The 24,872-nt window shown below is 73.3% G+C and carries 21 protein-coding genes; 8 read left to right on the top strand and 13 right to left on the bottom strand.

The window, feature by feature from the left end:
• Window position 1: 1 nt before the first annotated feature.
• Window positions 2-1,747: a serine/threonine-protein kinase gene (locus SM611_RS13080; RefSeq protein ID WP_371949764.1), complete on the bottom strand. Its 1,746-nt coding sequence runs from the start codon at window positions 1,745-1,747 to the stop codon at window positions 2-4.
• Window positions 1,747-3,717, bottom strand: a complete 1,971-nt coding sequence (locus SM611_RS13075; RefSeq protein WP_371949763.1) for a serine/threonine-protein kinase — start codon at window positions 3,715-3,717, stop codon at window positions 1,747-1,749. Before SM611_RS13075 ends, SM611_RS13080 begins: the two co-directional genes overlap by 1 nt.
• A gap of 185 nt (window positions 3,718-3,902) precedes the next feature.
• On the opposite strand from SM611_RS13075, the gene lysX reads away from it, so the two are divergent.
• Complete coding sequence (gene lysX / locus SM611_RS13070; RefSeq protein ID WP_371949762.1) at window positions 3,903-7,208, top strand: bifunctional lysylphosphatidylglycerol synthetase/lysine--tRNA ligase LysX; 3,306 nt, start codon at window positions 3,903-3,905, stop codon at window positions 7,206-7,208.
• 95 nt (window positions 7,209-7,303) lie between these two features.
• On the opposite strand, the gene SM611_RS13065 is transcribed toward lysX, so the two are convergent.
• A complete protein-coding gene (locus SM611_RS13065; RefSeq protein WP_371949761.1) occupies window positions 7,304-7,804 on the bottom strand; it encodes a hypothetical protein in 501 nt (166 codons plus the stop codon).
• A 114-nt stretch (window positions 7,805-7,918) separates the two neighbouring features.
• Between SM611_RS13065 and SM611_RS13060 the strand changes: the two genes are divergently transcribed.
• Window positions 7,919-8,287: a type II toxin-antitoxin system RelE/ParE family toxin gene (locus SM611_RS13060; RefSeq protein WP_371949760.1), complete on the top strand. Its 369-nt coding sequence runs from the start codon at window positions 7,919-7,921 to the stop codon at window positions 8,285-8,287.
• Complete coding sequence (locus tag SM611_RS13055) at window positions 8,287-8,586, top strand: helix-turn-helix domain-containing protein (protein ID WP_371949759.1); 300 nt, start codon at window positions 8,287-8,289, stop codon at window positions 8,584-8,586. The genes SM611_RS13060 and SM611_RS13055 overlap by 1 nt, the downstream gene beginning before the upstream one ends.
• Here SM611_RS13055 and SM611_RS13050 read toward each other — a convergent pair whose 3' ends face one another.
• The 6 genes from SM611_RS13050 to SM611_RS13025 all read right to left on the bottom strand — a co-directional run bounded on the left by SM611_RS13050 (window position 8,587) and on the right by SM611_RS13025 (window position 16,424).
• A complete protein-coding gene (locus SM611_RS13050; protein ID WP_371949758.1) occupies window positions 8,587-9,360 on the bottom strand; it encodes a GNAT family N-acetyltransferase in 774 nt (257 codons plus the stop codon).
• A gap of 36 nt (window positions 9,361-9,396) precedes the next feature.
• Window positions 9,397-10,485: a winged helix DNA-binding domain-containing protein gene (locus SM611_RS13045; protein WP_371949757.1), complete on the bottom strand. Its 1,089-nt coding sequence runs from the start codon at window positions 10,483-10,485 to the stop codon at window positions 9,397-9,399.
• Between the two features lie 35 nt (window positions 10,486-10,520).
• Complete coding sequence (locus SM611_RS13040) at window positions 10,521-14,591, bottom strand: hypothetical protein (protein ID WP_371949756.1); 4,071 nt, start codon at window positions 14,589-14,591, stop codon at window positions 10,521-10,523.
• 150 nt (window positions 14,592-14,741) lie between these two features.
• On the bottom strand, window positions 14,742-14,945 hold the full coding sequence (locus tag SM611_RS13035; protein ID WP_371949755.1) for a PspC domain-containing protein: 204 nt from the start codon (window positions 14,943-14,945) through the stop codon (window positions 14,742-14,744).
• 157 nt (window positions 14,946-15,102) lie between these two features.
• Entirely contained in the window at window positions 15,103-15,777 is a 675-nt protein-coding gene (locus tag SM611_RS13030) for an HAD family hydrolase (RefSeq protein WP_371949754.1), read from the bottom strand.
• Window positions 15,774-16,424, bottom strand: coding sequence for an MBL fold metallo-hydrolase (locus SM611_RS13025; protein WP_371949753.1), 651 nt, complete (start codon window positions 16,422-16,424; stop codon window positions 15,774-15,776). The genes SM611_RS13030 and SM611_RS13025 overlap by 4 nt, the downstream gene beginning before the upstream one ends.
• 125 nt (window positions 16,425-16,549) lie before the next feature.
• Here SM611_RS13025 and SM611_RS13020 point away from each other — a divergent pair, with 125 nt between their 5' ends.
• The 3 genes from SM611_RS13020 (at window position 16,550) to SM611_RS13010 (ending at window position 19,024) form a co-directional block, all read left to right on the top strand.
• Window positions 16,550-17,611 (top strand): phosphotransferase family protein, encoded by a 1,062-nt coding sequence (locus SM611_RS13020; RefSeq protein WP_371949752.1) that lies wholly within the window; start codon window positions 16,550-16,552, stop codon window positions 17,609-17,611.
• Window positions 17,608-18,708, top strand: coding sequence for an Rv3169 family protein (locus tag SM611_RS13015; protein ID WP_371949751.1), 1,101 nt, complete (start codon window positions 17,608-17,610; stop codon window positions 18,706-18,708). The genes SM611_RS13020 and SM611_RS13015 overlap by 4 nt, the downstream gene beginning before the upstream one ends.
• A gap of 184 nt (window positions 18,709-18,892) precedes the next feature.
• A complete protein-coding gene (locus SM611_RS13010) occupies window positions 18,893-19,024 on the top strand; it encodes a hypothetical protein (RefSeq protein WP_371949750.1) in 132 nt (43 codons plus the stop codon).
• A 58-nt stretch (window positions 19,025-19,082) separates the two neighbouring features.
• Here the strand turns inward: SM611_RS13010 and SM611_RS13005 are convergent, their stop codons facing one another.
• From SM611_RS13005 to SM611_RS12995, 3 genes are all read right to left on the bottom strand, one after another.
• Window positions 19,083-19,382: a Fe-S cluster assembly protein HesB gene (locus SM611_RS13005; RefSeq protein ID WP_067637647.1), complete on the bottom strand. Its 300-nt coding sequence runs from the start codon at window positions 19,380-19,382 to the stop codon at window positions 19,083-19,085.
• 137 nt (window positions 19,383-19,519) lie between these two features.
• Window positions 19,520-20,479, bottom strand: a complete 960-nt coding sequence (locus SM611_RS13000; protein WP_371949749.1) for an LLM class F420-dependent oxidoreductase — start codon at window positions 20,477-20,479, stop codon at window positions 19,520-19,522.
• Window positions 20,480-20,495: 16 nt separating this feature from the next.
• Window positions 20,496-21,263, bottom strand: coding sequence for an SDR family oxidoreductase (locus SM611_RS12995; RefSeq protein ID WP_371949748.1), 768 nt, complete (start codon window positions 21,261-21,263; stop codon window positions 20,496-20,498).
• Between the two features lie 181 nt (window positions 21,264-21,444).
• On the opposite strand from SM611_RS12995, the gene SM611_RS12990 reads away from it, so the two are divergent.
• Complete coding sequence (locus SM611_RS12990; RefSeq protein WP_371949747.1) at window positions 21,445-21,909, top strand: Zn-ribbon domain-containing OB-fold protein; 465 nt, start codon at window positions 21,445-21,447, stop codon at window positions 21,907-21,909.
• A gap of 29 nt (window positions 21,910-21,938) precedes the next feature.
• Window positions 21,939-23,096: a lipid-transfer protein gene (locus SM611_RS12985; RefSeq protein ID WP_371950038.1), complete on the top strand. Its 1,158-nt coding sequence runs from the start codon at window positions 21,939-21,941 to the stop codon at window positions 23,094-23,096.
• Here SM611_RS12985 and SM611_RS12980 read toward each other — a convergent pair whose 3' ends face one another.
• The gene (locus SM611_RS12980) at window positions 23,097-24,725 is read right to left on the bottom strand and encodes a serine/threonine protein kinase (protein ID WP_371949746.1); all 1,629 of its coding nucleotides are present in this window, start codon (window positions 24,723-24,725) and stop codon (window positions 23,097-23,099) included.
• Window positions 24,726-24,872 lie beyond the last annotated feature (147 nt).

The raw sequence follows: 24,872 nt of genomic DNA, 5'->3' as shown, positions 1-24,872 counted from the left end.
GTCATCCCACCCCGGAGGGACGGAACGTGTCGAGCACATTCTTCACGAGGGGCTCTCTCTCATACCACTGGGACGCGGGAACGGCCACCACGACCGCGTACGGCCTGCCTCCGGCGATCACGCCCCGGTCGCGTGCGCGGGTGAGGCCCGCGCCGCGCGTCCAGGTGAACTCGATGTCGGCGGCGGGCCGCCCGGCGACCTCCGTGCGGGTGATCTCCCCGAGCCGGCGGAAGTCCTTCAGCTTGCCGTCCGCGATGGCCTCCCGCTCCCAGGTGACCCAGTGCCCGTACGGGTCGCCGGACCAGATCGTCCGGTCGACCTGCACGTAGGCGCTGGACACGGGGTCGGTCCAGATGACGCTGTTGCCCTGCTCCGACCGCCGCCATCCCGTCGGGACGCCGATCGTGTATCCGGGACCGGACGCCCGGGTGAGCCCTTCCGGAAGGGGTGTCGCGCCGCCGGCCGGCGATGAGGCCGACGTGCCGGGCGACGTGGACGTGCCCGACGGCGCGGTGTTCGTCGCGGACGGGACGCCCGCGGCGGCGGGCGGGCGCGGCGTGGGATCCGACTTGTCGGTAGAGGGGCGGTTCATCCAGAAGACGACACCGGCGACCGTCAGGATCGCCGCCGCCGCGGCGACGCCCCCGAGGATCGGCGCCGCCATCGACCGCTTCGCCGCCCGCGGAGGCCCCGCGGGCGCGGGCGTCCACTGCGTGCCGGGCCCCGGCCCGAACGGCGCGGTCATCCCCTGCGGCGGGGGCGGGACGGGAACGACCTGCTGGAACGGCGCGGCCTGCTGGAACGACGCTGTCTGCTGGGACGACGCGGACTGCGTGGCGGTGCCGTCCGTCGCGGTCGCCGCCGCGTCCGCCGCGGCCCCGTCCGCGGTCGTCGCCTCCCCCGAGGCGAGCCGGGCGGCGGCCAGGTCCGCGGCATGGCCGGACGCGACCGCCTTGAGCGCCTCCTCGGCACGGTCCCCGCTGAGCCGCCGGACCGGGTCGCGCTCCAGCAGCCCGGTGAGGACGGGCGCGAGCGGCCCGGCGTTCCGCGGCGGCGGGACGTCCTGCGTCATCACGGCCGCGAGCACGGCCATCGCGTCGCTGCGGTGGTGCGGCGCCTTCCCCTCGGTCGCCGCGTAGAGGGTGGCGCCGAGCGCCCACAGGTCGGACGCGGGGATCGCCGGGTCGCCGTTCACCCGCTCCGGCGACATGTACGCGGGCGAGCCCATGATCAGCCCGGTGCCGGTGAGCGTCGCGTCGCCCGCGAGCTGCGCGATGCCGAAGTCGGTGAGGACGGCCCGGTCGTCGTCGGCGACCAGCACGTTCGCGGGCTTGACGTCACGGTGCAGGATGCCGATCGCGTGCGCCGCCCGCAGCGCGCCCGCGATCTGCACGCCGATCGCCGCGACGCGGCCGGGCGGCAGCGGCCCGTCCTCGTCCACGATCTCCTGGAGGGAACGGGCCCGCACCAGCTCCATGACGATCCACGGCCGGTCGTCCTCGTCCACGACATCGTGTACGGTCACGACGCCCGGATGGTTCAGCCGCGCCGACGCGCGGGCCTCGCGCAGCGTCCGGCGGTGCCGGTTCTCCCGCTCGTCGTCGCCCAGCCCGGCGGGCAGCACGACCTCCTTGACGGCGACCTCGCGGTCGAGGGTCTCGTCGCGGGCCCGCCACACCGTGCCCATCCCGCCGCGGCCGACCACGGATTCGAGCCGGTAGCGACCGGCGAGGAGGCGGCCGGCCATCAGTCGTCCGCGGGCTTGAAGTACTCGTAGACCGGCTGGAGGTCGGCGAACACCCTGTCCCATTCCTTGTCGGGGGCGCGCAGCAGGAGCGCGTAGCCGTGCCCGTTCGTCACGAATCCGCGGTTGAGGACGCGCACCCGGCCTCCGGCGCCGTTGTAGGTGAACTCCCAGTCGGCGGAGTCGTCGCCGTCGCCGGTGTCGCGTACGGGCGGGTGGTCGCCGGTCGGGGCGATCTTGATCTTCTTGTAGCCGGGGAACCCGCTGCCGCCGCGCTCCTGCCGCCGCCAGTCGCCGATGGCGCTGTCGCCCGGGTCATCGGTCTGGTCGATCTGCAGGTAGACCGTGCGGTCGGGCGAGTAGAAGTAGTCGCCGCCCTGCTTGCGCTCGGGCCCGCTCCAGCCCTTCGGGACGGGCACCGAGTAGCCGCTGGCGTCCTTGTGCATGCTGAACCCGGCGGGCAGCCCGCCCTTGCTCGGCGAACCGCTCGGCTTGGCGGACGTCGCCGGGGCCGACGGCGTCGTGGCGCCGCTCGGCGGCACGGTGGCGCCCGTCTTCCGGCCCTTCTGGTCGTCCCCGCCGTTGGCGAGGGCGATGCCCGCGACCACCACGATGATGATCAGCACGACCGCGGCGACGATCAGCACGTTCCGGTTGGCGGCCAGCGCGGGCCGCTGGGCCGGGTGCGTCGTCGGCGGGAAGTGCGTGGACGGCCCCGGCTCGGGCCGGCCCTGCTCGGCGACGGCGCCGGCGGGCTCGGTGCGCGGGCCGGAGCGCCACGAGCGGACCCGGTCCGGATCGGGCGCGGTCTCGCCCGGGTTCGCGGGCGCCGCGCCCGACCCGGCCTTGCCGGCGATGCCGGTCGGCAGGTCGAGGCTGGTCAGCTGGTCGGGACGCGCGTCGGGGGCCGCCTGCGGGGACGCCGCCGTGGGTTCGGCGACGTCCGTCCGGCCCTCGGCGGACTCCAGCTCCTCCGGGAGCGGCTGGTCGGGCGCGTACGTCTCCGGGTACGGCTCGGCGTACGCCTCCGCGTACGGCCGCGAACCGTAGGACGGGTCCTCGGCGGTGGTCTGGGGGCCGGGGAGCTCGTCCAGGGAGAACTCGACGGCCATCGTGCGCTGGGTGTCGACGGTCTCCTGCCGGACGATCTCGTCCAGCAGCGCGCCCGCCTCGATCGCGTCCATCCGCTGGTCGGGGTTCTTGCGCAGCAGCCCCTCGACGACCGGGATGAGCCGGCCGCCCTTGTTCGGCGGGTCGGGCTCCTCGGAGATCACCGCGACCAGCGCGGCCATCGGCTCGGGCCGTTCGAACGGGGACCGGCCGTGCAGCATCGCGTACAGGGTGACGCCGAGGGACCACAGGTCCGACGCCGGGCCGGCGACGCGGCCCCGGGCGCGCTCGGGCGCGATGTAGGCGGGCGACCCCATCACGAGGCCGGTCTGGGTGAGGGTCGCGTCGCCCGCGGCGGTCGCGATGCCGAAGTCGGTGAGCACGGCGCGCTCGCCCATCCGGCCGGTGCCGGTGATCAGCACGTTGCTCGGCTTGACGTCGCGGTGCAGGACGCCCGCGCCGTGCGCGGCGTGCAGCGCGGCGAGCATCTGCCGGCCGATCTCGGCGGCGCGGCGCGGCTCCAGCGGCCCCTCCTGCTTGATCACCTGGTCCAGCGAGCGGGCCTTGATCAGCTCCATGATGATCCAGGGCCGGTCGTCCTCCTCGACGACGTCGTAGACCGTGACGACGCCGGGATGGCCGAGCCGCGCGGCGGTGCGGGCCTCACGGAACGTGCGCTTGTGGTGCACGGCGCGTTCCTCATCGGTGAGACCATGCGGGAGGATGACCTCCTTCACCGCAACGTCACGACCGAGGACCTCATCGTGCGCCTGCCAGACCGTCCCCATGCCGCCTCGGCCGACCTGGGTCACCAGGCGGTAGCGGCGGGCGAGCAACCGCTCACCGGTGGGTTCATTTGGCATATCCGCGACCATATCGACTTTTGCTGACAACCTTGGACCGAGCTTGCAAGCCACATCCCCCTACCCGTACGACGTCCGGCACCACCCCGAGGTTCGCGACCGGACGAGCACATGCGGACGAAAGCGCGATGGACGTGACACCCGGTAAAAAGAAGAGAGCCACACCGCGCGGCGACTGGGGGACCATGTCGGAGAAGGACCCGCAAGGCCCGGACGGACTCCGGGGCGAGTGGGACCGGCTGATCCAGGCGGCCCCGACGATCTTCTTCTGGTACACCCGTCTCTCCGGGATCCTGTCGCTGCTGGCATGGGTCTCCTATGGTCTCATCCTCGAGATAGCCGAAGTCTGGGCGCTGCGCTGGATCGGCTACCTCGGCTGGTTCCCCAGCGTCCCCATCGGCATGCTGTGGATCCTGCTGTCGATGGGCGTCCGGCGGCGCAAGAAGGCCGCCTGGCGCCTCCTCGTCCTGATCTTCTGCCTGCCCACGGCGCTCGGCGTCACCGCCGTGCTGACCACGCTGGTCAACCCGGACCGGCCGACCCCCGTCGGGCTGATCGTCACCGCCGCCGTGTACCTCGCCGTCCTCGGCCTGCTGATCGCGGCGCGCGGGCAGTTCACCACGCTGCCCGACCGGGCCAACCGCCGCCTCGCCACCATCGTCTTCACCAGCCTCCTCATCGTGACCTGCGGAATCGGTACGTTCCTGGTCACCCTCACCGACCGGAACCGGACCGGCGACTTCTGGACGCACCCGCTCTACGCGGTCGCCCAGACCGTCCTCGGGCCGCGCGTCACCGGCAAGCCGATCGACGTGTCGGTGCCGTTCTGGGTGGACGCGATCCTGTGGAGCCTCGGCACCGGGCTGCTGATCGTCACGTTCTGGGCGCTGTTCAAGCCGGGGCGGCGCGACCCCGTCCTGTCCCCCGGCGAGGAACTGGCGGCGCGCGCGCTGCTCGCCGAATACGGCGACCAGGACTCGCTCGGCTACTTCGCGCTGCGCCGCGACAAGGACGTCATGGTCGCGCCGAACGGTAAGGCGGCCATCGCCTACCGGGTCGAAGGTTCGGTCTCGCTGGCCAGCGGCGACCCGCTCGGCGACCCCGAATCCTGGGACCAGGCGATCGAGGCGTGGCTGGAGGAGTGCCGCGCCCACGCGTGGATCCCCGGCGCCGTCAGCGTCGGCGAGCGCGCCGCCCACATCTACAAGCGGCACGGGTTCGACGCGCTCGAACTCGGCGACGAGGCCATCGTCGACCTCACCGACTTCAACCTCGACGGGCGCGAGATGCGGCAGGTCCGGCAGGCCGTCCGGCGGGTCGAGCGGGCCGGGTACACGGTCCGGATCCGGCGGCACTCGCAAATCCCCGGCTGGGAGATGGCCAAGCTCATCCGCAGCGCCGACGCCTGGCGCGGCGAGGAGACCGAACGCGGCTTCTCCATGGCCCTCGGCCGCCTCGGCGACCCGACGGACGGGCGCTGCGTCATGGTCGAGGCGTTCGACGCGCACGGGGAGCTGCGCGGGCTGCTCAGCTTCGTCCCGTGGGGCCGGGCCGGGCTGTCGCTCGACCTGATGCGCCGCGACCGGCTCGCCGAGAACGGCCTCAACGAGTACATGGTGGCCAAGCTGGCGGAGAAGGCCGCCGCGGTCGGCGCGCAGCAGCTCTCGCTGAACTTCGCGATGCTGCGCTCGGCGTTCGAGCGCGGCTCGCAGATCGGTGCGGGACCCGTCGCGCGGCTCTACTACAAGTTCCTGTCGTTCGCGTCGAGGTTCTGGCAGCTCGAATCGCTGTACCTGTCGAACGCCAAGTACCTGCCGCACTGGCGCCCGCGCTTCATCTGCTACACGCAGGGGCGGCACCTCGTCCGGCTCGGCCTCGCCTACGCGCGGGCCGAGGGGTTCCTGCCGAGCCTCAACCGCCCGAAGCTGGACCGGGCCGCCGCGATGGTCCCGTCCACCGACCTCGTCGACAAGATCCGGGAGATCGAGGAGGCGGCGGACGCGGCGCGCGCCCCGCAGCGGCGGCTGTCGGAGCAGGAGCGGGTGCGGCACGCCAAGCTCGACCAGATCCGCGCCGCCGGGAGGGAGCCCTACGCGCTGAGCTGCGAGCGCACCGACTTCGCCGCCGACATCCGCGCCCGCTTCCCGGGCCTCGCCCCCGACACGCGCACCGGCGCCGAGGCGGCCATCGCGGGACGGGTCGTGCTGGCCCGCGAGCACGGCCGGCTGATCTTCGTCACGCTCCGGGACGAGACCGCCGACCTGCAGGTCATGCTGACCGCCGACGCCCTCGGCGAGGACTCCCTGCACGACTGGAAGGCGCTCATCGACCTCGGCGACCAGGTCGGGGTGCGCGGCGAGATCGTCACGTCCCGGCGCGGGGAGCTGTCGGTGCTCGCCTCGTCCTGGACGCTCGCCGCCAAGTGCCTGCGCCCGCTGCCGAACAAGAGCTCCGGGCTCTCCGACCCGGAGGCGCGCGTCCGGCAGCGGTACGTCGACTTCATCGTCAACGACGAGTCGCGCCGGATGCTGCGGATGCGCGGCGACGCCGTCGCCGCCGTCCGCGACGGGCTGCGCGCCCGCGGCTACCTCGAAGTCGAGACGCCGATGCTCCAGCCCGTGCACGGAGGCGCGACAGCGCGGCCGTTCACGACCCGCATCAACGCCTACAACATGCAGCTCTACCTGCGGATCGCGCCCGAGCTGTACCTGAAGCGGCTGCTGGTCGGCGGGATCGGGCGCGTCTTTGAACTGAACCGCAACTTCCGCAACGAGGGCGTCTCGCAGAAGCACAACCCCGAGTTCACGATGCTGGAGGCGTACGAGCCGTACGGCGACTACGACACGATGGCGGCCCTGACCCGCTCCCTGGTCGTGGACGCGGCCCGCGCCGCCCTCGGCACGAGCGTCGTCGTCCGGGACGGCGTCGAGTACGACCTCGCCGAGCCCTGGCAGGAGATCACCGTGTACGAGTCGGTGTCGAAGGCCCTCGGCGAGGAGGTCACGCCCGACACGCCGCGCGCGGCCGTCCAGAGGTTCGCCGAGCGGCACGGGCTGAACGCCGACCCGCAGTGGGGGCAGGGCAGGATCGTCCAGGAGCTGTTCGAGGCGCTCGTGGAGGAGCACCTGCTGGCGCCGACGTTCGTCCGCGACTACCCGGCCGAGACGTCGCCGCTGACCCGCCCGCACCGCGACGACCCGCGGCTCGCCGAGAAGTGGGACCTGATCGTCTTCGGCCTGGAACTGGGCACCGCCTACTCCGAGCTGATCGACCCGATCCTGCAGCGCAAGCGGCTCACCGAGCAGTCGCTGCAGGCGGCGGGCGGCGACCCGGAGGCCATGGAGCTGGACGAGGACTTCCTGCGCGCCCTGGAGTACGCGATGCCGCCGGCGGGCGGCATGGGCATGGGCATCGACCGGCTGCTGATCACGCTGACGGGCCGGAGCATCCGCGAGACGATCCCGTTCCCGCTGGTGCGCCCCGGCTCTTGACGCCCCGGCTCTTGACGCCCGGCGGCACTCGCCGCGAGGTCAGGGCCTCGTCCAGGGCGAGATCGTCCTGTCCGTCGCGGCTCAGCCGTTCCGTGCTAGAGGCTCCGCAGGACGGGCCGGTACCCCTGTTCCGCGAGCCAGGCGCGCGCCGCGCCCCGCCGCGCGTCCTCCTCCGGGGGCAGGACGCCCGGCGGGACCGGCAGCCACCGCCCCGGGACGTCCTCCGCCTCGCAGGCCGGCAGGACGTCGCCGCGCTCCAGGTCGACGACCTGATCGCCGTCGTCCATGGCCGCCGCGACGGCGCCGAGGTCGACGGGCAGCGGTTGGAGCGGTTCGGCGGGACGCGTCCCGAGCGCGGCGGCGAGTTCGGCGGCCAGCTCGGCATCGCCCGGAAGACCGCGTTCGATCAGCCCGTCCAGGCATTCACGGACCAGGACCTCCTCGGCGTCCCCCTTGGCGAGCGCGGCGAGAAGCACGTCCCCGGCGTACTGGAGCACCGGCCCGAGCGGACGCCCTTCCAACACCCCGACGTCCCCGCTCCCCACATGCGCGACCGCCCGCAACCGCGCCAGCGCCTCCCCACCCCACTCCGTCACACGACATTTCTACAGACATCCACCGACACCCGGCGCCCTTTCCCAAAGACCTCTACGTCACTGGACTTCTCAAGCCCCAGCGCCTTACCATCGATCGTATATATTATTGATGGTATGTTCGAGATCGAGATGGAGCCCGAGGTGGTGACATGGCTGGACACCCTGCCGTTCGCCCAGTACCTGCGCGTCATGCGGAACGTGGACGACTACCTCGTGGCCCGTGGTGACATACTCGACGGACACCACACCAGGGCCTTACGGGACGGTGTTCGAGAACTGCGCCTGTACCTGGAGGAGACCGCGTGGCGAATCACGTACTGGCTGCCTACGGGGCGCGGTCGGCAGATCGTGTTGCTCACGGTGTTCCAGAAGGATCGCAATGGCTCCCAGCCGCGGGACGTCGAGCGAGCGGTCCTCATGCGGAAGACCTGCGAGTCGTTCCACCGGGAACCAGCGGAGCACTACTACGGGAGGAGTGAGTGATGGCCGGACACGGCGGCTGGAGCGACTACCGCGCCAGGCGGCTGCGGGAAGCAGCCACGGCTCATCCGGAGTACGAGCAGGCAGGGCTAGACCTGCGGCTTGGCGACATGGTCCGTGAGCGCCGCCTCGAACTCGGGCTTACGCAGGCGGTCGTCGCCGAGAGCGCCGGCATATCTCAGCCCGCTTTGTCGCGCATCGAGGGCGGTGGCGGCGTGCCCACGCTTGCGATGCTGGACCGGATCGCCAGGGCGATGCACACCACTTTCACGATCACCGTTGGAGAGCAGACGGCGGCCTGATCAAGGCATAGTTCCCTTTGCGGGAACGGCCAGGTGCGCGTCGCGGTAGTGGTAGGTGCGTATTCCGGTGAATCCTGCCCGCTCGTACAGTCGCAGCGCGGGGCCGTTATCGCGTTCGACCTGCAAATACATGTGGTCGGCGCTGTTCGCGGCGGCCCAGCCGGCCAGGGCGGCCAGCACATTGCGAGCGGCACCGCGTCCGCGCGCCCGGGGAAGGGTGACCATGCTGAAAACGCCCGCCCAGCCCGTGTCGGCGACCGCGCGGCCGACCGCGACGACTTCGTCACCGATCAGCGCGGAGGCATAGACGGACGGCGACTCCACCCGGGCGAGCATCGCGTATTCAGCGCGGGAGTCGCCGTTCACCGCCTGCCATGTGTCGTACCAGGGCCGTGTCGGACGCTCATCCAGGCGAACCTTGAGCGTCGGCGCGAGTTCCACGAGGCGGGCGACGGAAGCGGTCTGCAACGACACCGAACCGCGCCGCCGGTACCCTCGCTTCTCCAGAACGGCGTCGAGCCCTTCCGGGCACGCCTTCGGCGTGATCTGGAAGCACGGAGTCGTGCCGTGCGCGGCATAGAACTCTTCCGCTTCCACGACCCTGCCGATCAGATCATCCCGGCGGGCGTCACCATGCGGTAGAACCGTTCCCACCCACCAGGAACAATGGGGGGCGTGGCGCAGAAGCCAACCGTCGGCGTCCTTGACGCGCTCCGCCGGTTGTGCGCGGGCCGCCCTCTCCTGTAGGGACTTCACCAATTCCGCGCCCTCCATGACAGACCGTTCGCATTCCTTTCAGGCGGTGGGCCGCTACAGATCTTTCAGGTGGACGGCGTGTTCGGCGGTGGGGGCGGCGAAGGTCAGGAGGGCGGCGGCCTCTTCTTGGACGGGCTGATCGTCCGGGAGGGGCGAGAAGAGTTCGATGGTGAGGGTGGCGCGGTCGGATTTCTTGTCGTGTTTGAGCGCCCAGGTGCCGTGGACGCGGCCGTCCACCAGGAGGGTGGGTTTGGTGATGGCGCCCACGCATACGGCCTTTCGGTGCTCGTCCGTCATCATGCGGGTGCGGTCGGCGTAGGCGAGGATCAGGTTGTCGAAGGCCGGCAGGAAACGGACGGGCGCTGGGCGGTCGTCCGGGAACGGAATGTCGGGGAGGTCGAAGAGTTCGACGCCGTTCTCGTCCTTGTAGACCTGGAGGGCGGGGCGGAGTTCCCCGAAGTCGGCGTCCATGCGGCGCATGCCCGACCACATCTGGAAGTCCTTGACCGAGGCCGGGCCAAACGCGCTCAGATAGCGGCGGATCAGCCGTTCCGGCGCGGGCTGCTGAAGGGGCTCGCCGATCCAGTCCTCGGCGAGCGCGAACGGCGTGGCGCCGCCGGTGTTCCACGTTCCGCTGGGCGGCGGGTGGACGACGGGGACCAGCGCCTGGACCGTCCAGCCGAGGGCCTGGACGTCGCGGTCCGGCCATTGTTCGGCGAGTTTCCTGGCCAGTTGGGGGCGGGTCAGCGTCCGGCCGTCCAGGAGCCTGCGGGCCTCCTTGGCGAGTTCGTCCAGGTCCCAGTCCTTGGTGACCCTGCCGAACGCGGCCTGCTGCGCGCGCAGGAGGCACGCCTGGACGAGTGGGCGGAGCCACAGGTAGTCGCCGGCCGTGGACATGTGCTGCGTCCCCCGGAGGATCGAGCCGCGCACGACGGATCGGTCGTGGAGCAGGCCGGTGAGGTCGTCGCGGCGGAATCCGTCCAGGCGCGTCCAGAGGCCCAGGTAGGGCATGTTGGTCTCCTGCGCCTGGATCGCGACGAGCCTCTCGACGGCGTCCAGGGCGGGCATCCGGGAGCGGTGGAGGAGGAGTTGCCGGTCGAGGGCGGCCCGGTTGAGCGCGCGGCGGTCCAGTACCCGTGCCATGACCCGAGATTAACAGAACGGAACGATCTATTCCACTAATCTCGGGACTGCTCCCGGTACATCTCCACGGCGTAGCGGAGCCGCGCGCCGACGAGGAGCGCCTCGTCCTCGGGGCAGGCGAGCAGCCGCGTGACCAGCTCGACGATCTGCTCGTCGGTGAGATCGGGCTCCCGCTCGGCGATCTGCCCGACGATCTTCACCAGCTCGGGACGCTTGTAGCCGACGATCGACTGCCCGCGCTTGACGTGCGCCGTCTCCGCCGGAGCCTCCCGGGGCGCGGGCGGCTGCGGCCGGGGGCCGGGCTTGCCCCAGAGGGCGGGGATGTCGGACGGGGCGGCGGGCGGCCGCCGCTCGGCCTCCGGAGCACGCGAGTCCTGGCCTGCCGCGCCCGGTCGCCGGGGCGGGACGTCGCCGCGCCGCACCTCCGGCTCGTCGAGGTGCTCCTCGCGGCCGGCCGCGTCCAGCCGCCGGGGCGGCAGCGCCGGTCCCCGCGGGCCCGGATGCTGCGGCCCGCCCTCGCGCGGTTCGAGGCGCGGCGCGTCCAGCCTGCGCGGCGGAGCGTTCGCCGAACCCGGCCGCCGCTCCGGTGGGCGCCCCGGCTGCTCGACCCCGCCCGCCCGGCGCGGCTGCGGCGGCTCGGCCGGCGGCCGCGCGGGCACGCCGCTCTCCGGACGGCGCGGCGCCCGCCTCTCCTGCGGGGCGCCGGGCCCCGCCTGCGGCGCGGTGGGACGCGCGGCCGGCGGCGGCACCTCCACGTCCCGCTGCGTCAGGTCGGGCCGCTCGGACCGGGGACGCGCCTCGGGCACGGGCCCACCGGGCCGCGCGGGCGGGCTGCCCGGACGCGCGGGCGGTGTGCTCTGACGCTCGGGCGGGGTGCCGGGAGGCTCGGTCGGGATGCCCTGCCGCTCGGCCCAGGTGCTCGGGCGCCCGGCCGGGGTGCCCGGACGCGCGGGAGGATCGTTCGGACGCTCGGGCGAGGCGGCCTGGCGCTCGGCCGGAGTGCCTCGATGCGCCGGAGGGTTGCCCGGACGCTCGGGCGGGACGCCCGGACGCGCCGGAGGGTTGTTCGGACGCTCGCCCCGGGCTGCCTGACGCTCGGGCGAGGTGGCGGGACGCTCGGGCGAGGTGGCGGGACGTTCGGCTGGGGTGGCGGGACGTTCGGCCGGGCGGGGGTCGCGGCCCGTCATCGGGGGGCGGTCGTGCGGTGGGGCCGGACGCCTGGGCGGGGGCGGGGCCGGGGACGGCCGTGTGGCGGGCAGGTCCCGCTGCGTCCGGTCCGGGCGCTCGAACATCGGGTTCGGGGCGGGCCGGGTCTCGCGCGGGGGGTCGGGCTCGGGCTCGGCCCGTCTGGGGGCGGTCAGGGCCGTGAAGAGGGACGTCGTGGGGGTGATCGCCTCGTGCAGGTGGGACGGGAGGCGGCTGGTGGGGGGCGGGCCCTCGGGAGCGGGGAGGTCCGGGCCGGCGGGGCCCACGAGGATGGCCCGGGGGGCCAGCCACAGGATGTAGAGGGCCTCGGCGCCGGCCTCGTGCTCGCCGTCGACGATGACGGCGTCGAAGGAGCCGGGGGCGGGCGGGAGGACGTCCGGGATGCGCCAGAGCGGGAGGATCCAGGCGGGGACGTCGGCGAGTTCGACGGCGGCGGCCCAGGCGCGGGCGGCGGTGAGGGCCGCGCGGGCGGCGGTGAGCTCCTCCTCGGCGGCGGCCAGGTCGGCGCGGGCCCGGTCGGCGGGCGGCGGGGCCGCCGCGGCGACCCGGGCCCAGGCCCATGCGTCGTCCCACCGGCGGGTGCGGGCCTGCCATGCCTCGTCGCCGTCGGTGGCGATCATGAGGTTGGCGAGGTCGGGGTGGACGGCGCGGACGCGCGCGATCAGCTCCTGGCAGCGGATCTGGAGGGAGAGCTCGTGCCGGGCCTCGGCGAGCCCGCCGAGGGCGCGGCCGTAGGCGGCGGCGTCGCGGGCGTCGATGGCGGCGACGGCGGCGGCCAGCTCGGGCGGGTCGTCGGGGCCGACGGGGCCGATCGAGTCGCGGAGGGCGTCGAGGTCGGCGGTGGCGCGGCTGACGCCGAGTCCTTCGAGGGCGTTGCGGAGGGCGGTGGCGTAGGCGTGCCACTGGACGGGGTGGCCCAGCGGGACGCCGATCCCGTTCCGTTCGAGGAGCCGGCGCGTCGAGTCGACGGCGGGCATGGCGTCGCGGACGCGGGCGAGCCGGGCGTGGGCGCGGACGAACCGGGCGATGCGTTCGGCGGGCGGCAGGTCGGCCGGGAAGGAGATGCCGGCGGCCTCCCACACGTACTGGAGCTCGCGGCAGGTGATCCGCACCATGAGGTCGGTGTGGACGAGGTCCAGCAGCTCGGGCGTGGTGGGCGCGGCGCCGTCCACGGTGACGGTGGCGAGGAGCGGTTCCGCCTGGCGCTGCGCGGCGGAGCGGAGGGGGCCGCGCTTGAGGGTGCCGCCGCCCGCGAGGTGGTCGCGCAGGTCCTGGGCGGCGGCGGCGAGGCCGCGCAGGTCGGCGTCGGCGGGCAGTTCGATGGCGTGGGAGCCGAGTTCGGCGAGGGCGCGTTCGGCCCACTGGGCGCGGGACGTCATCTCCACGACGCGGGACCAGATGAGCGGGCGGCGATCGGCGAGGGCGTCGCTCAGCGCCCGGACGGCGAGGTCGGCGGGGTTCCAGCCGCCCGGATGGCCGTCCAGGCCGAGGTCGCGGAGCGCGGCGGAGACGACGGACGCGTCGCCGTCGAGGCGGGCGAGGAGGGTCACGTCGCTGTCGCGCAGGAGCTGGGACAGGTCCGTCCTGGAGCGTTCGGCGCGCTCGGCGGCGGCGATCTCCGCGTCGATCAGGGTGCTGACGTAGGCGGCGCTCGGCAGGGCGCCCGGGTCGACGTCGCGCTGGGCGGTGCGGGCCTTGCGCTCGGCGCTCTCCTCGGCGAGGAGGACGACGAGCTCGGCGGCCTCGGACCGGGAGATCGGCGGGGTCGGCGGCATGTCCGGCCGGACCGGCATCCACGACAGTTCGGGCGCCTCGGCGCGCCGGTCGGGCGGGGGTTCGCCGGGTTCGTCGTCCAGCCGCTCGGTGAGTTCCGCGACGCGCCGGGCGGCGGCCCGCTCGCGTTCGGCCGCCGGCTCGACGTCCGGCTCGGCCGCCCGGATCGCGTCCGCGACCTGGGCTCCGGTGGCCGCGTCGGTCGCCGCGAGCCCGGCGAGGGCCGGCGGCAGGGCGGCGCGCAGCGCGGCGGAGGCGGCGGGCCCGGACGTGGCGACCAGTACCCGGTGGCCGCGCGCGAGCAGCCCGCCGAGCAGGTCGGGGACGGTCTCCGGCGTGCGCTCCGGGATGTGCATGACCTGCGGTTTCTCCGACGGCGACACCAGCCGGGCCAGCCCGTCCGGGACGCCGCGCGGCAGCAGGGTCAGCAGCCTGGCGTGGTGGTCGGCGATCGCGGCGCGGCCGGGCGGCCGGACGACCAGGGCGGGCGCGAGCCGGATGCGCGGCGCGGGCGAGGCGGTGTCGGTGTCGGGCGTCCAGTCCTCGCGGTAGTCGGCGGGCCCGGTGAGGGCCACCTGGCACCATTTCCGCAGGACGTCCCCGACGGACGCGTTCAGCCCGAACCCCTGCCCGGCCTGGACGGCGTCGGCGACCCAGCCGGCGGGCCGGAACCCGGGATGCCCGGACAGCAGTTCCCGGTCGCGCAGGCTCGTGCGCCCGGCGAGGACGACGTCGATGCGCTCGGTCCGGTCGTCGACCACGATCCGGACGGGCGTGCTCAGCAGATGGTCGTGGACGGCCGGGCGCCACGACAGCAGGCCGGTCGCCAGCACGACCTCCTGGTCGGACAGCTCGCGGAGGATGCGGTACCAGTTGCGGAGCGCGAGCCAGCCGTCGAACTCGTCCAGCACGACGGGCGGCGTGAGGGGGATGACGGGGACGCTGAACAGCACGTCGCCGGGCCCGGCGTCCGCCTCCACGTAGACGTCGCCGGGCAGCCCGGCCAGCCAGTGGACGTGGTCGTGGTCGGCGAGGTCGCGGGACGGGCGCCGCCGGGCCCGCGCCAGGTCGCGCAGGAACGCCAGCAGCCGCGCCGCATGCTCGGCCTCGCGCGCCTCCTCGGGCACCGCGGCTCCTCCCCTTCCCACGGCGGGACGGACCCCTTCTTACCCGGCGGTCCCCGCCTCGGCGGCCGAACAGGCGGAAAGGGTCCGATGCTGGTGCCCCGATCTAACACCCATGGGCGGGCGCGGTCGAGCACTATCAATGATCTTGGGCTAGCGGGCGCCCGCCATGTAGCGGTCCTCGTCCGGCATCATCACCCACAGGACCAGGTAGACGACGAACTGCGGACCGGGAAGCAGGCACGACAGGACGAACAGGACCCGGACGACCCCGGGGCTCATGCCGAACCGGCGGGCGAGGCCGGCGCAGACACCCGCGATCATCCGGTCGTTGCGCGGACGGTAAAGGCCGTTCATGGTTCTTCTCTCCCCGATTCGTCGAGCGGTGAACATGGCCGCGGTCTTTCGCGGCCACGTTCTCCACGCTACGAACCGGGCGGGGCGTCCCACATCCGCCGTTCGTGCCGTTCCGGCGCCCTACTCCGGGATTAGGGGACGTCCCCTAAGGGCCGCCCTAAGGGGCGTTGTACTCGGCGACGAGCTTGGGCAGGCCGACAAGGTCGTCCAAGACGAACAGGCACTCGCGGAGCGCGTCGTCGTCCTCCTGGATGTGCCCCCAGGGGCCGCGCCGCAGGAACGCCGCACGCATCCCGTACTCCAGGGCGGGACGGACGTCGTTGTCGATGCGGTCCCCCACATACAGGACGCGGTCGGGCAGGACGTCCGCGAGCTGGGCGCAGCGCTCGAAGAACTCGTGGGACGGCTTGCTGATGCCCCACACATCCGAGATGCCGACGACGTCGGCGTCCAGCCCCAGCTCCGCCATCTGCGCCGCCGCCTCGACCGGCTGGTTGCCCGCGATGCCGACGAACAGGCCCTGGTCGCGGAGCCCGGACAGGCAGGCGCGCGCGTCCGGGTACAGGTCGTCCGGCCCGAACCCGTTCGGCACGCCCGCCTCGGCGCGGCGCCGCTGCTCCGCCGCGAGGTCGAAGCCGGGCCGGAAGTACTCCAGGAGGTCCATGTGGCTGCCGCCCAGCGCGAGCACCGCGCCCAGCTTGGCGATGAACGTGTGCCGCGGCACACCCAGCCAGTCGGCCCAGCGCCCGTAGATCTCCCCCTCGTTGACGAGGGTCTCGCCGATGTCGAAGAACACGGCCTGGAGGGGCCGGGGAGTGGAAGGAAGGCTCACTTGGCGCCCAACTCGACCGTGGTGCCGGGGGCGAGGCGGCGGAACTCCCTGCCGAGCTCCTTGCCCGCGTTGGTGACGGCGGTCTCCATCACCTTGAGGCCGATGTCGTTCAGCAGCCCGTCGTGGATGACGAAGGCGCGCTCGGGGCCGACCTCGCGCGTGTAGGAGAACAGCTCCGGGACCTTCAGCCAGGGCGCGTTGCCCGGCAGGCAGAGTGTCGGGACGGGCTCGGACGGGACGGTCAGCGCGTCGCCCGGGTGGAAGACCTCGCCGTTCACGAGGAAGCCGGTGTTCGGGATGGGCGGCACGTCGGGGTGGAGGATCTCGTGGTCCTCGCCGTAGACGTGCACGTCGAACCCGGCGATGGTGACGGCGTCGCCGTGCCCGACCTGGTGGACGCGTCCGCCGAGGTCGGCGAGGTTCGCGGCCACGGCGCGGGACGTCCAGACCTCCAGCGCGGGCCGCTCGGCCATCGCGGCGCGGAGCGCGTCGGCGTCGAAGTGGTCGAAGTGCTCGTGGGTGATCAGGACCGCGTCCGCGGCGGCGAGCGCGGCGGACGCGTCACTGAAGGAACCGGGGTCGATGACGATCGAACGGTCGTCCTCGGTGATCCGCACGCAGGCGTGCCCGAGCTTCGTGAGACGCATCCGGCCATCGTGCCACGCGGGCCGGTCGACGGGCCGGGCGGGCCGGTCGACGGGCCCATTGACCGGCCCCCGGCACGTTGATAGAACACGTTCTACTTTGGGTGCCATCCTGCGAGGAGGCGGCGATGCCCGTTCCCGACCAACGCGATCCCGAGATCACCAGACGCGCACTGACGGACTGGCTCGGCCGGCACCTGCCCGGCGCGCGCATCCCCCTCGTGGAGACGCCGCAGACCAGCGGCTTCTCCAACGAGACCCTCATGTTCGAGGCCGAGTGGGACGAGGGCGGCGCGACCAGGCACGAGCCGTTCGTCGCGCGGGTCGCCCCGGCGAAGTACCAGGTCTTCCCCGAGCCGCGGTTCGAGGAGCAGTACCGGCTGATGCGGATCCTGGACGAGCGCACGTCCGTCCCGGTACCGCCGATCCGCTGGTACGAGCCGTCCCCGGGCGTCCTCGGCGCCGCGTTCTTCGTGATGGGGCGGGTCGACGGCCGCGTCCCGACCGACATGCCGCCGTACCACATGGACGGCTGGGTGACCGAGGCCCCGCCGGCCGAGCGGGCCGCGATGTGGTGGTCCACCCTGGAGATCATCGCGGACCTGCACCGGCTCGACGTCGGCGGCCTCGGCCTCGGCTTCCTCGACCAGCCGGGCTGGGGCGCGCCCGGCCTCGAACAGCGCCTCAACTACTACGAGCACTACCTGCACTGGGCCTACGACGGGCCGCAGGAGACGGCGCTCAAGGCGCTCGCGTGGCTGAAGGCCAACCGGCCCGAGGAGCCGGACGAGCCGGTCGCGCTCTGGGGCGACGCCCGCATCGGCAACGTGATCTTCCAGGCGGGCGTGCCGGCGGCCGTCCTGGACTGGGAGACCGCCGCGCTCGGCGCCCCCGAGGAGGACCTCGCCTGGTTCATGTTCATCGACCGCCACCACAGCGAGGGCGTCGGCGCGGCGCGGCTGGACGGCTTCCCGTCCTACCCCGAGACGGTCGCCCGCTACGCCGAGCTGCTCGGGCGCCCGATGCGGCACATGGCCTACTACGAGATCCTGTCCGGCTTCAAGTTCTCGGTGATCATGGCGCGGATCGGGCAGGCGATGATCGACTTCGGCTGGATCGAGCAGGCCGCCGACTTCCCCTACAACAACAACTGCACGCAGTTGCTCGCCCGCATCATGGAGGACCTGTGACGCTCTCGCCCCTCGACGACTACCCGATCCACCAGGCGCCCGAGGTGATGCGGCACGTCACGACGTCCGACCGCAACTTCTACGACCGGTACTACTTCAACGTCCACCCCTGCTCGGACGAGCTGATGCTGATCATCGGGATCGGGCAGTACCCGAACCTCGGGGTGATGGACGCGTTCGCGGTCGCCCGGCGCGGGCCGGTGCACAAGGTGGTCCGGGCGTCCCGCGAGCTGGGCGACGACCGCATGGACACCGCGGTCGGCCCGTTCCGCGTCGAGGTCGTCGAAGGGCTGAAGCGGCTCCGGGTCGTCCTGGACGAGAACGAGCACGGCCTGGCGTTCGACCTCGGCTGGGAGGGGACGATCCCCGCCACGCTGGAGCCCCCGCACTACCTGCGCTGGCAGGAACGCGTCGTCTTCGACTCGCGGCGCCTCGCGCAGACCGGCCGCTGGACGGGCACCATCACGGTGGACGGCGAGAACATCGAGGTCACGCCCGACCACTGGTGGGGCTCCCGGGACCGCTCGTGGGGCATCCGCCCTGTGGGCGAGCCGGAGCCGCCGGGCATCCAGGTCAAGAACGCGGGCACGTTCTACTGGCTGTACACGCCGATCCAGTTCGAGGACCATTCGATCCTCTGCATCGTGCAGGAGGACGAGAAGGGCCGCCGCGTCCTGGAAGAGGCCACCCGCGTCTGGCCCGACCGTGAGGCGGAGTACCTGGGACGTCCCGAATACCGTCCCGAATACGCCGAGGGCACCCGCGACGTCGTCACCGCCACGCTCCGGTTCGCGCCACCCGGCGGGGAGCCGTTCGATGTGAGGGCGACGCCGATCCTGCCCGTCCACATGATGGTCGGCACCGGGTACGGGCTGGAGCCCGACTGGAAGCACGGCATGTACCAGGGCCCCGACCTCAAGGTGCAGGGCGTCACCTACGACACCCGCGAACCGGAGGACGCCGCCCGCATGTGGGGCATGGTCGACGCGGTCGGCCGCTACGAGTACCTGGACGGCGCGGAGCCCACCGGGAGCGTCACCGGCTACGGGCTCTACGAGTACTGGGCCCTCGGCCCGCATCCGTCCTTCTCCGAGTAGCGGATCTGCGAGACTGGCGAACGTGACGACCCCGCCTTCGCCCGACCCCCCGGACGCGGGACGGCCGTCCCGGGACGAACCGGACGAGTCGGCTCGGAGGGGACGGCCCCCCAGAGCCTCCGGACCAGGCCGCCGCTCCGGCTCCCTCAACGCCGCCGCTCTGCGGCAGAACTTGGACCGGCAAGTGCGCGACCACTACGGAACCTGGCGCGACCAGCCGCGCGGCCTGGCCTGCGCGGTGATCGGCGCCTTCATGGTCCTCACCACGGCGGCGTTCGTGTTCGCCGTGGTCGCCGTGGTCATGGCGATGCGCTGACGCGACGAGACCCGGGCGCCCCGCCGCGGCGGGGCGGCTCCGGGTCTCGGCACGCGGGTCAGGTAGGGGTTCCCTCGGCCCCCTCGGCGATGGTGAACGCGACGTCGCCCTGCGGGTCGACCTGCGCGTCGAGCGTCTTGTCGTCCAGCATCTCGGCGACGGTGGGCTCCAGGTACACCTTGGCGCCCTCCTCCTCGACGACCTGGTCGCCGGCCTCGGGAGCGGGGGCCACCGAGAGCCGCAGGGCGTCCGAGCCGTCGAGCCCGGACTCGATGCGGATGCCGGTCTCCGGCGGAAGCTCCGGGTTCGCGGTCACGGTACGAATGACCTGGACGGCACCGCTGGTCAGCGTGAGCACGATCAGCTCCTCACGTCTCTGTCGTTCTCTGTCGGATCTGCCCCACCCTCCCCGATCGCAGGGGCGGCAAACCTCGCGACGCGTCCGGCATCGGGACCCGGACGAGGTCAGCCCGTCAACCGTCAGCCCGTCAACCGTCAGCCCGCGCTTGGGGCGAGGGCCCGCACCGCCTCCGCCGGCGAGAGCCCGCCGCCGGGCACGACCGCGAGGACCGGCGTGGTGAGGCCGCTGTCGACGTACTCGCGGATCCGGGCCCGGCACGCGTCCGGCGACCCGTGCACGATCAGGTCGTCGACGACCTCGTCCGGGATGACCTCCAGGGCCTTCTTCCGGTCGCCGGCCGCCCACGCCTCGTTCATCGGGCGCAGCGCCTCGCCGCGTCCGAGCCACTCGTGGAACGCCCGGTAGACGGGGACCGTCATGTACGCGGCGATCATCCAGCGGCCGATCGCGCGGGCCTCCTCGGCGTCGGCCGTCGGGCAGACGAACAGCCGCGCGATCAGCTCGGGGTCGTCGCCCAGCACGCCGCGGACCGTCCGGACGTCCTTCGGCGCCAGCCAGTTGGTGATCGCGCCGTCGGCCTCCCGCGCGGCGAGCCGCAGCATGCCGGGGCGCAGCGCCGCGAGGACGATCGGCGGCGGCGTCGCGGGCGCGTTGTCCAGCTTGAAGCCCTTGACGGAGAAGGTGTCGTACTCGGCCTTCACCTTCTCCCCCGCGAGCGCCGTGCGCAGGAAGCGCAGCGTGTCGCGGACGCGCTTGTACGGCTCGTCGAACGGGATCCCGTTCCAGCGCTGGACGATCGTGTCGGACGAGGTGCCGATGCCGAGCACGAACCGTCCGGGCGCGAGGCCGGCGAGGGTGGCGGCGTGCTGGGCCAGCAGCGCCGGCCCGCGCGTGTAGACCGGGACGATCGCGGGGCCGAGGCGCAGCTCGGGGCCCCACTGCGAGGCGAGCGCCAGCGGGGTGAACGCGTCGGTGCCGTTCGTCTCGGCGGACCACGCGTCGGTGTAGCCGAGCCCGGACAGCTCGGCCAGGATCTCGCGGTGCTCGGCCAGCGGAACGCCGGTCAGCGGAATGGTCAGTCCCCAGCGCGACATGCGCGTCCTCCCTTTCCTAGGCGATCGACGCGCGGATGGTGGCGCCGCCGTCGACGACGATGGTCTGCCCGGTCATCCAGGACGAGGCGTCGCCCGCGAGGAACACGGCCGCGTTGGCGATGTCCTCGGGCTCGCCGAGCCGGCCGAGCGGCATGTGCTTGCCGATCTCCGCTTCGTTCGGCTCCCACAGCGCGCGGGCGAGCTGGGTCTTGACGAGGCCCGGCGCGATGCAGTTCACCCGCACCTTGGGCGCCAGCTCCATCGCGAACTGGCGGCTGAGGTGGATCACCGCGGCCTTGGTGGCGTTGTAGTAGCCGATGCCGTGCTCGGTGATCATCCCGCCGACGGAGGCGATGTTGATGACCGAGCCGCCGCGCTCGGCGAGCGACGCCTTCAGCGCGAGCTGCGTCCACTGGACGACCGCGAACTGGTTGACCTCGACGGTCTTGGCGGCGGCGGCGGGCGTGATCTCGGCCATCGGGCCGAAGTGCGGGCTCGTCCCGGCGTTGTTCACGAGGACGTCGAGGCCGCCGAACTCGGCGACGGCCGCGTCCACGCAGGCGGCGGCCTCGTCGGCGTGGCCCACGTGCGCCGCCTTGGCGAGCACGCCCACGCCCGGGTAGGCCGCGCCGATCTCCTTGGCGACCTCGTCCAGCGCCTCCTGCTTGCGGGAGGAGAGCACCACGTTGGCGCCCTCGGCGGCGAACGCGGCCGCGATCGCCTTCCCGATGCCGCGGGACGCCCCGGTGACCAGGGCCGTCCTTCCCTCAAGACCAGTCCGCATCCGCGCGCTCCCTACTCGCTCGCCCCTGTGGGCGGTGGGCAGAATCCGACTCGGTTTACTGTACCGAAGTGACTGACGAGTCAGTTAGCTGGGCCGCGATTCCGTCCCGGTCAGCGGGCGCGCATTCTTTCTAACGATTGTTTGATTGGTACTCTCGCCGAGAAGACACGAGGAGGGCCGCGTGACCACGACCCGCGTGACCACGAGCAAGGACCGCCGTCCGGCCGTCGAGGGCTGGTACACCGCCGCGGACGGCGACGTCCGCCTGCTCGGTACCCGCTGCTCGTCGTGCGGGACGCCGTACTTCCCGCGCAACGAGCTGGCGTGCCGCAACCCCGGCTGCACCGGGCCGAAGGACGGCTCGGAGCTGGAGCCGTACGCCCTGTCCGCGCGCGGCCGCGTCTGGTCGTACGCCGACTCCCAGTACAAGCCGCCGCCCCCGTACGTCTCCCCCGACCCGTTCGTGCCCTACACGGTCGCGGCCGTCGAGCTCAAGGCCGAGCGCATGGTCGTCCTGGGCCAGGTCGCCCCCGGCCACACCGTGGCCGACCTGGAGGTCGGCATGGAGGTCGAGCTGACCGAGGGCGTCCTCTACGAGGACGACGAAGCCGAGTACACCGTCTGGATGTGGAGGCCCGTCAAGTGAGTCGCGACATCGCCGTGCTCGGCGCGGGCATGCACCCGTGGGGCAAGTGGGGACGCAACTTCGTCGAATACGGGCTCGCCGCCGCGCGGGAGGCGCTCGCCGACGCCGGGCTCTCCTGGACGGACGTCCAGTACGTGTCGGGCGCCGACACCATCCGCAACGGCTACCCCGGCTTCATCGCGGGCGCCACGTTCGCGCAGGCGCTCGGCTGGTCGGGCGCGCGAGTGTCGAGCTGCTACGCGGCGTGCGCCTCCGGGGCGCAGGCCATCGGCACGGCGCGCGCGCAGATCCTCGCGGGCCTGTGCGACGTCGCGCTGGTCGTCGGAGCCGACGCCGCCCCGAAGGGCTTCTTCAAGCCCGTCGGCGGCGACCGCCCGGACGACCCCGACTGGCTGCGGTTCCGCCTCCTGGGCGCGACCAACCCCATCTACTTCGCGCTGTACGCGCGCCGCCGGATGGCCATGTACGGCGCCACCCTCGACGACTTCGCCGCCGTCAAGGTGAAGAACGCGCGGCACGGCCTCGGCAACCCGAACGCCCGGTACCGCAAGGAGGTGGCCCTGGAGGACGTCCGCGAGTCCGCCGTGGTCGCCGACCCGCTGCGCCTCCTGGACATCTGCGCCACCAGCGACGGCGGCGCCGCGCTCGTCCTGACGTCGATGGAGTTCGCGCGGCGGCACGGCGTCGCCGACCCCGTGCGCATCCCGGCGGTGTCGACGGTCACGCCGACGTTCCCCAAGACCGTCCTCGACCTGCCCGACTTCGCGACGGACTCGGCGATGACCGCCGCCGTCCCCGAGCGGCCGTTCCGCTCCGCGATCGCGCACGCCGCCTACGAGGAGGCCGGCATCGGCCCCGGGGACCTGTCGCTCGCCGAGGTGTACGACCTGTCCACCGCCCTCGAACTCGACTGGTACGAGGACATCGGGCTGTGCGAGCAGGGCGGCGCCGAGGAGCTGCTGCGGTCCGGCGCGACGGCGCTCGGCGGCCGGATCCCGGTCAACCCGAGCGGCGGCCTCGCGTCCTTCGGCGAGGCGATCCCGGCGCAGGCGATCGCGCAGGTGTGCGAGCTGACCTGGCAGCTGCGCGGCCAGGCCGACGGCCGCCAGGTCGAGGACGCGCGGGCCGGCATCGCCGTGAACCAGGGCCTCTTCGGGCACGGCTCGGCGGTCATCGCCGTCCGCTGATCAGGTGGCGGTGAACCCGTCGCAGCCCAGGTAGTAGGCGTCGCCGTTCGCGTGGACGTGCATCCAGACGATCGTCCAGACCCCGGGGTCCAGTTCCGGGGACGTCCCGGCGCCCGACCCGTCCCAGGTGAAGTCGCGGGGGAAGGTGAGGTCGATCCAGCCGGCCTCCGGCGGGATCAGGTGCGGCCTGCTCGTCATCCAGCCCGGCCCCGCGCTGCCGTGGGGTCCGGGCGGGCGGAGCTGGGCGGCCACGTAGTAGCCGGACGGCGACTCGTACTTGAACCGCATGCCGAACTTGACCGTCCGCCCCGAGTACGGCTGCCGAGGCGCCGAGACCTGCAACTGGCCGGCGAGCGCCTCGTCCTCGGGACGGATCGCCGGCAGGCACGTGCCGTCCTTCTCGGAGTACTCCACGGTCTGGAAGTCCGTGGTGGGCTGCTTCACGAGGATCACGTCCGGCGGGCGGCCCCCGGAGCCGGGAGTCCGCCCGGCCTGCGGGCCGCCCGGCGTCGTGGCCGTGCCGGCGCTCCCGCCCTGACTGCCGCCCTGGCCACCGCCCCCGACGGTCGCGCCCGGACTGCCGGTCGAGCCGCCGGGGTCCTCGCCGCCGTTGAGGACGAACCGCGCGACGAACGCGGCGGTCACGACGACCACGGCCGCCGCCGCGCCCGCCGCGATGACGGCGGCGCGCGACCGCCCGCGCGCCGCGCCCGGCACGGTCCGCGTCCGGCCGGGCGGGACGAGGCCGGACGCGACCGCGTCCGGGACGCTCTGGGGGGCCGGTGGCGGGGCGCCGACGAGGCGCCGGTACTCGGGGTCGCCGGCGAGGGGGACCTCGTCCGCGGCCAGTTCGAGCAGCCGCTCCAGGGTGACGCGGGCGTCCGGCTCCTTCTCGGCGCACTGCCGGACGAGGTCCGCGAGCTGCGCGTCGGCGCCGTCCAGGTCGATCTCGCCGGCGAGGGTGCGGTGGATGATGGCCTCGATGCGGCCGCCGCCGAACGGCGGGCGCCCGGTCGCCGCGTAGGCGATCGTGCCCGCGAGCGAGAACACGTCCGAGGCGGGGACGGGCTGCTGCTCGCGGACGACCTCGGGCGCGACGTAGCCGGGGGTGCCGTTCCACGCGCCGGTCTGGGTGATCTGCGTCTGCCCCTCGCCGCGCGCGATGCCGAAGTCGATCAGGCGGGGCCCGTCCGGGGCGAGGATCACGTTGCCCGGCTTGAGGTCGCGGTGCTGGACGCCCTGCCCGTGGATCTCCAGCAGCCCCCGGGCGAGCGCGGCGAGCAGCCGGACGCAGGTGTCCGGCGGGACGGGCCCGTGCTGCGCGACGGCCTGCCGGAGCGTCGGGCCGGGCACGTACTCGGTCGCGAGCCAGTACGGCGGCGCGTCCAGCCCGGCGCCGACCATCGCGGCGGCGCACCGGGTCCGCACCCGCTCGACGGTCGCGACCTCGCGGCGGAAGCGCGCGAGCGCCTGCGGGCCGTCGAAGTCCTCGCGGATCACCTTGAGGGCGATGTGCCGCCCCCCGCCGGTCAGCCCCAGGTAGACCTGCCCCATACCGCCGGCGCCGAGCCGGGCCAGCAGGGGGTAGCCGCCGATCTCGGCGGGGTCCTCCGGACGGAGTGGTTCCACGGTTCACCGGCCCCCTCGTCGTCGCGTCACCGCGAGAAATGATCTCATCCGGAGGGGGCGCCGCGTCCGCGGTTCAGCCGGCGACAGTGCCCGGTCGCCTTCGACGATGTGACTGAGGTCACCCTGCCTGACCCGTGTGACCTGGGA

The organism is Actinomadura monticuli (genome assembly GCF_041463655.1).
In the GTDB taxonomy this organism is placed as follows: domain Bacteria; phylum Actinomycetota; class Actinomycetes; order Streptosporangiales; family Streptosporangiaceae; genus Spirillospora; species Spirillospora monticuli.
Note: the sequence above shows the minus strand (reverse complement) of the source record. Positions and strands in the feature narration are given on the sequence as shown.

What these genes read in the sequence shown, in the direction of transcription:
- lysX (WP_371949762.1), top strand. Translation starts at nt 3,903, where the DNA reads ATGTCGGAGAAGGACCCGCAAGGCCCGGACGGACTCCGGGGCGAGTGG.
- SM611_RS12985 (WP_371950038.1), top strand. Translation starts at nt 21,939, where the DNA reads ATGCACCCGTGGGGCAAGTGGGGACGCAACTTCGTCGAATACGGGCTC.
- SM611_RS13020 (WP_371949752.1), top strand. Translation starts at nt 16,550, where the DNA reads ATGCCCGTTCCCGACCAACGCGATCCCGAGATCACCAGACGCGCACTG.
- SM611_RS13080 (WP_371949764.1), bottom strand. Translation starts at nt 1,747, where the DNA reads ATGGCCGGCCGCCTCCTCGCCGGTCGCTACCGGCTCGAATCCGTGGTC.
- SM611_RS13045 (WP_371949757.1), bottom strand. Translation starts at nt 10,485, where the DNA reads ATGGCACGGGTACTGGACCGCCGCGCGCTCAACCGGGCCGCCCTCGAC.
- SM611_RS13035 (WP_371949755.1), bottom strand. Translation starts at nt 14,945, where the DNA reads ATGAACGGCCTTTACCGTCCGCGCAACGACCGGATGATCGCGGGTGTC.
- SM611_RS13025 (WP_371949753.1), bottom strand. Translation starts at nt 16,424, where the DNA reads ATGCGTCTCACGAAGCTCGGGCACGCCTGCGTGCGGATCACCGAGGAC.
- SM611_RS13055 (WP_371949759.1), top strand. Translation starts at nt 8,287, where the DNA reads ATGGCCGGACACGGCGGCTGGAGCGACTACCGCGCCAGGCGGCTGCGG.
- SM611_RS13060 (WP_371949760.1), top strand. Translation starts at nt 7,919, where the DNA reads ATGTTCGAGATCGAGATGGAGCCCGAGGTGGTGACATGGCTGGACACC.
- SM611_RS13075 (WP_371949763.1), bottom strand. Translation starts at nt 3,717, where the DNA reads ATGCCAAATGAACCCACCGGTGAGCGGTTGCTCGCCCGCCGCTACCGC.
- SM611_RS13000 (WP_371949749.1), bottom strand. Translation starts at nt 20,479, where the DNA reads ATGTCGCGCTGGGGACTGACCATTCCGCTGACCGGCGTTCCGCTGGCC.
- SM611_RS13050 (WP_371949758.1), bottom strand. Translation starts at nt 9,360, where the DNA reads ATGGAGGGCGCGGAATTGGTGAAGTCCCTACAGGAGAGGGCGGCCCGC.
- SM611_RS12995 (WP_371949748.1), bottom strand. Translation starts at nt 21,263, where the DNA reads ATGCGGACTGGTCTTGAGGGAAGGACGGCCCTGGTCACCGGGGCGTCC.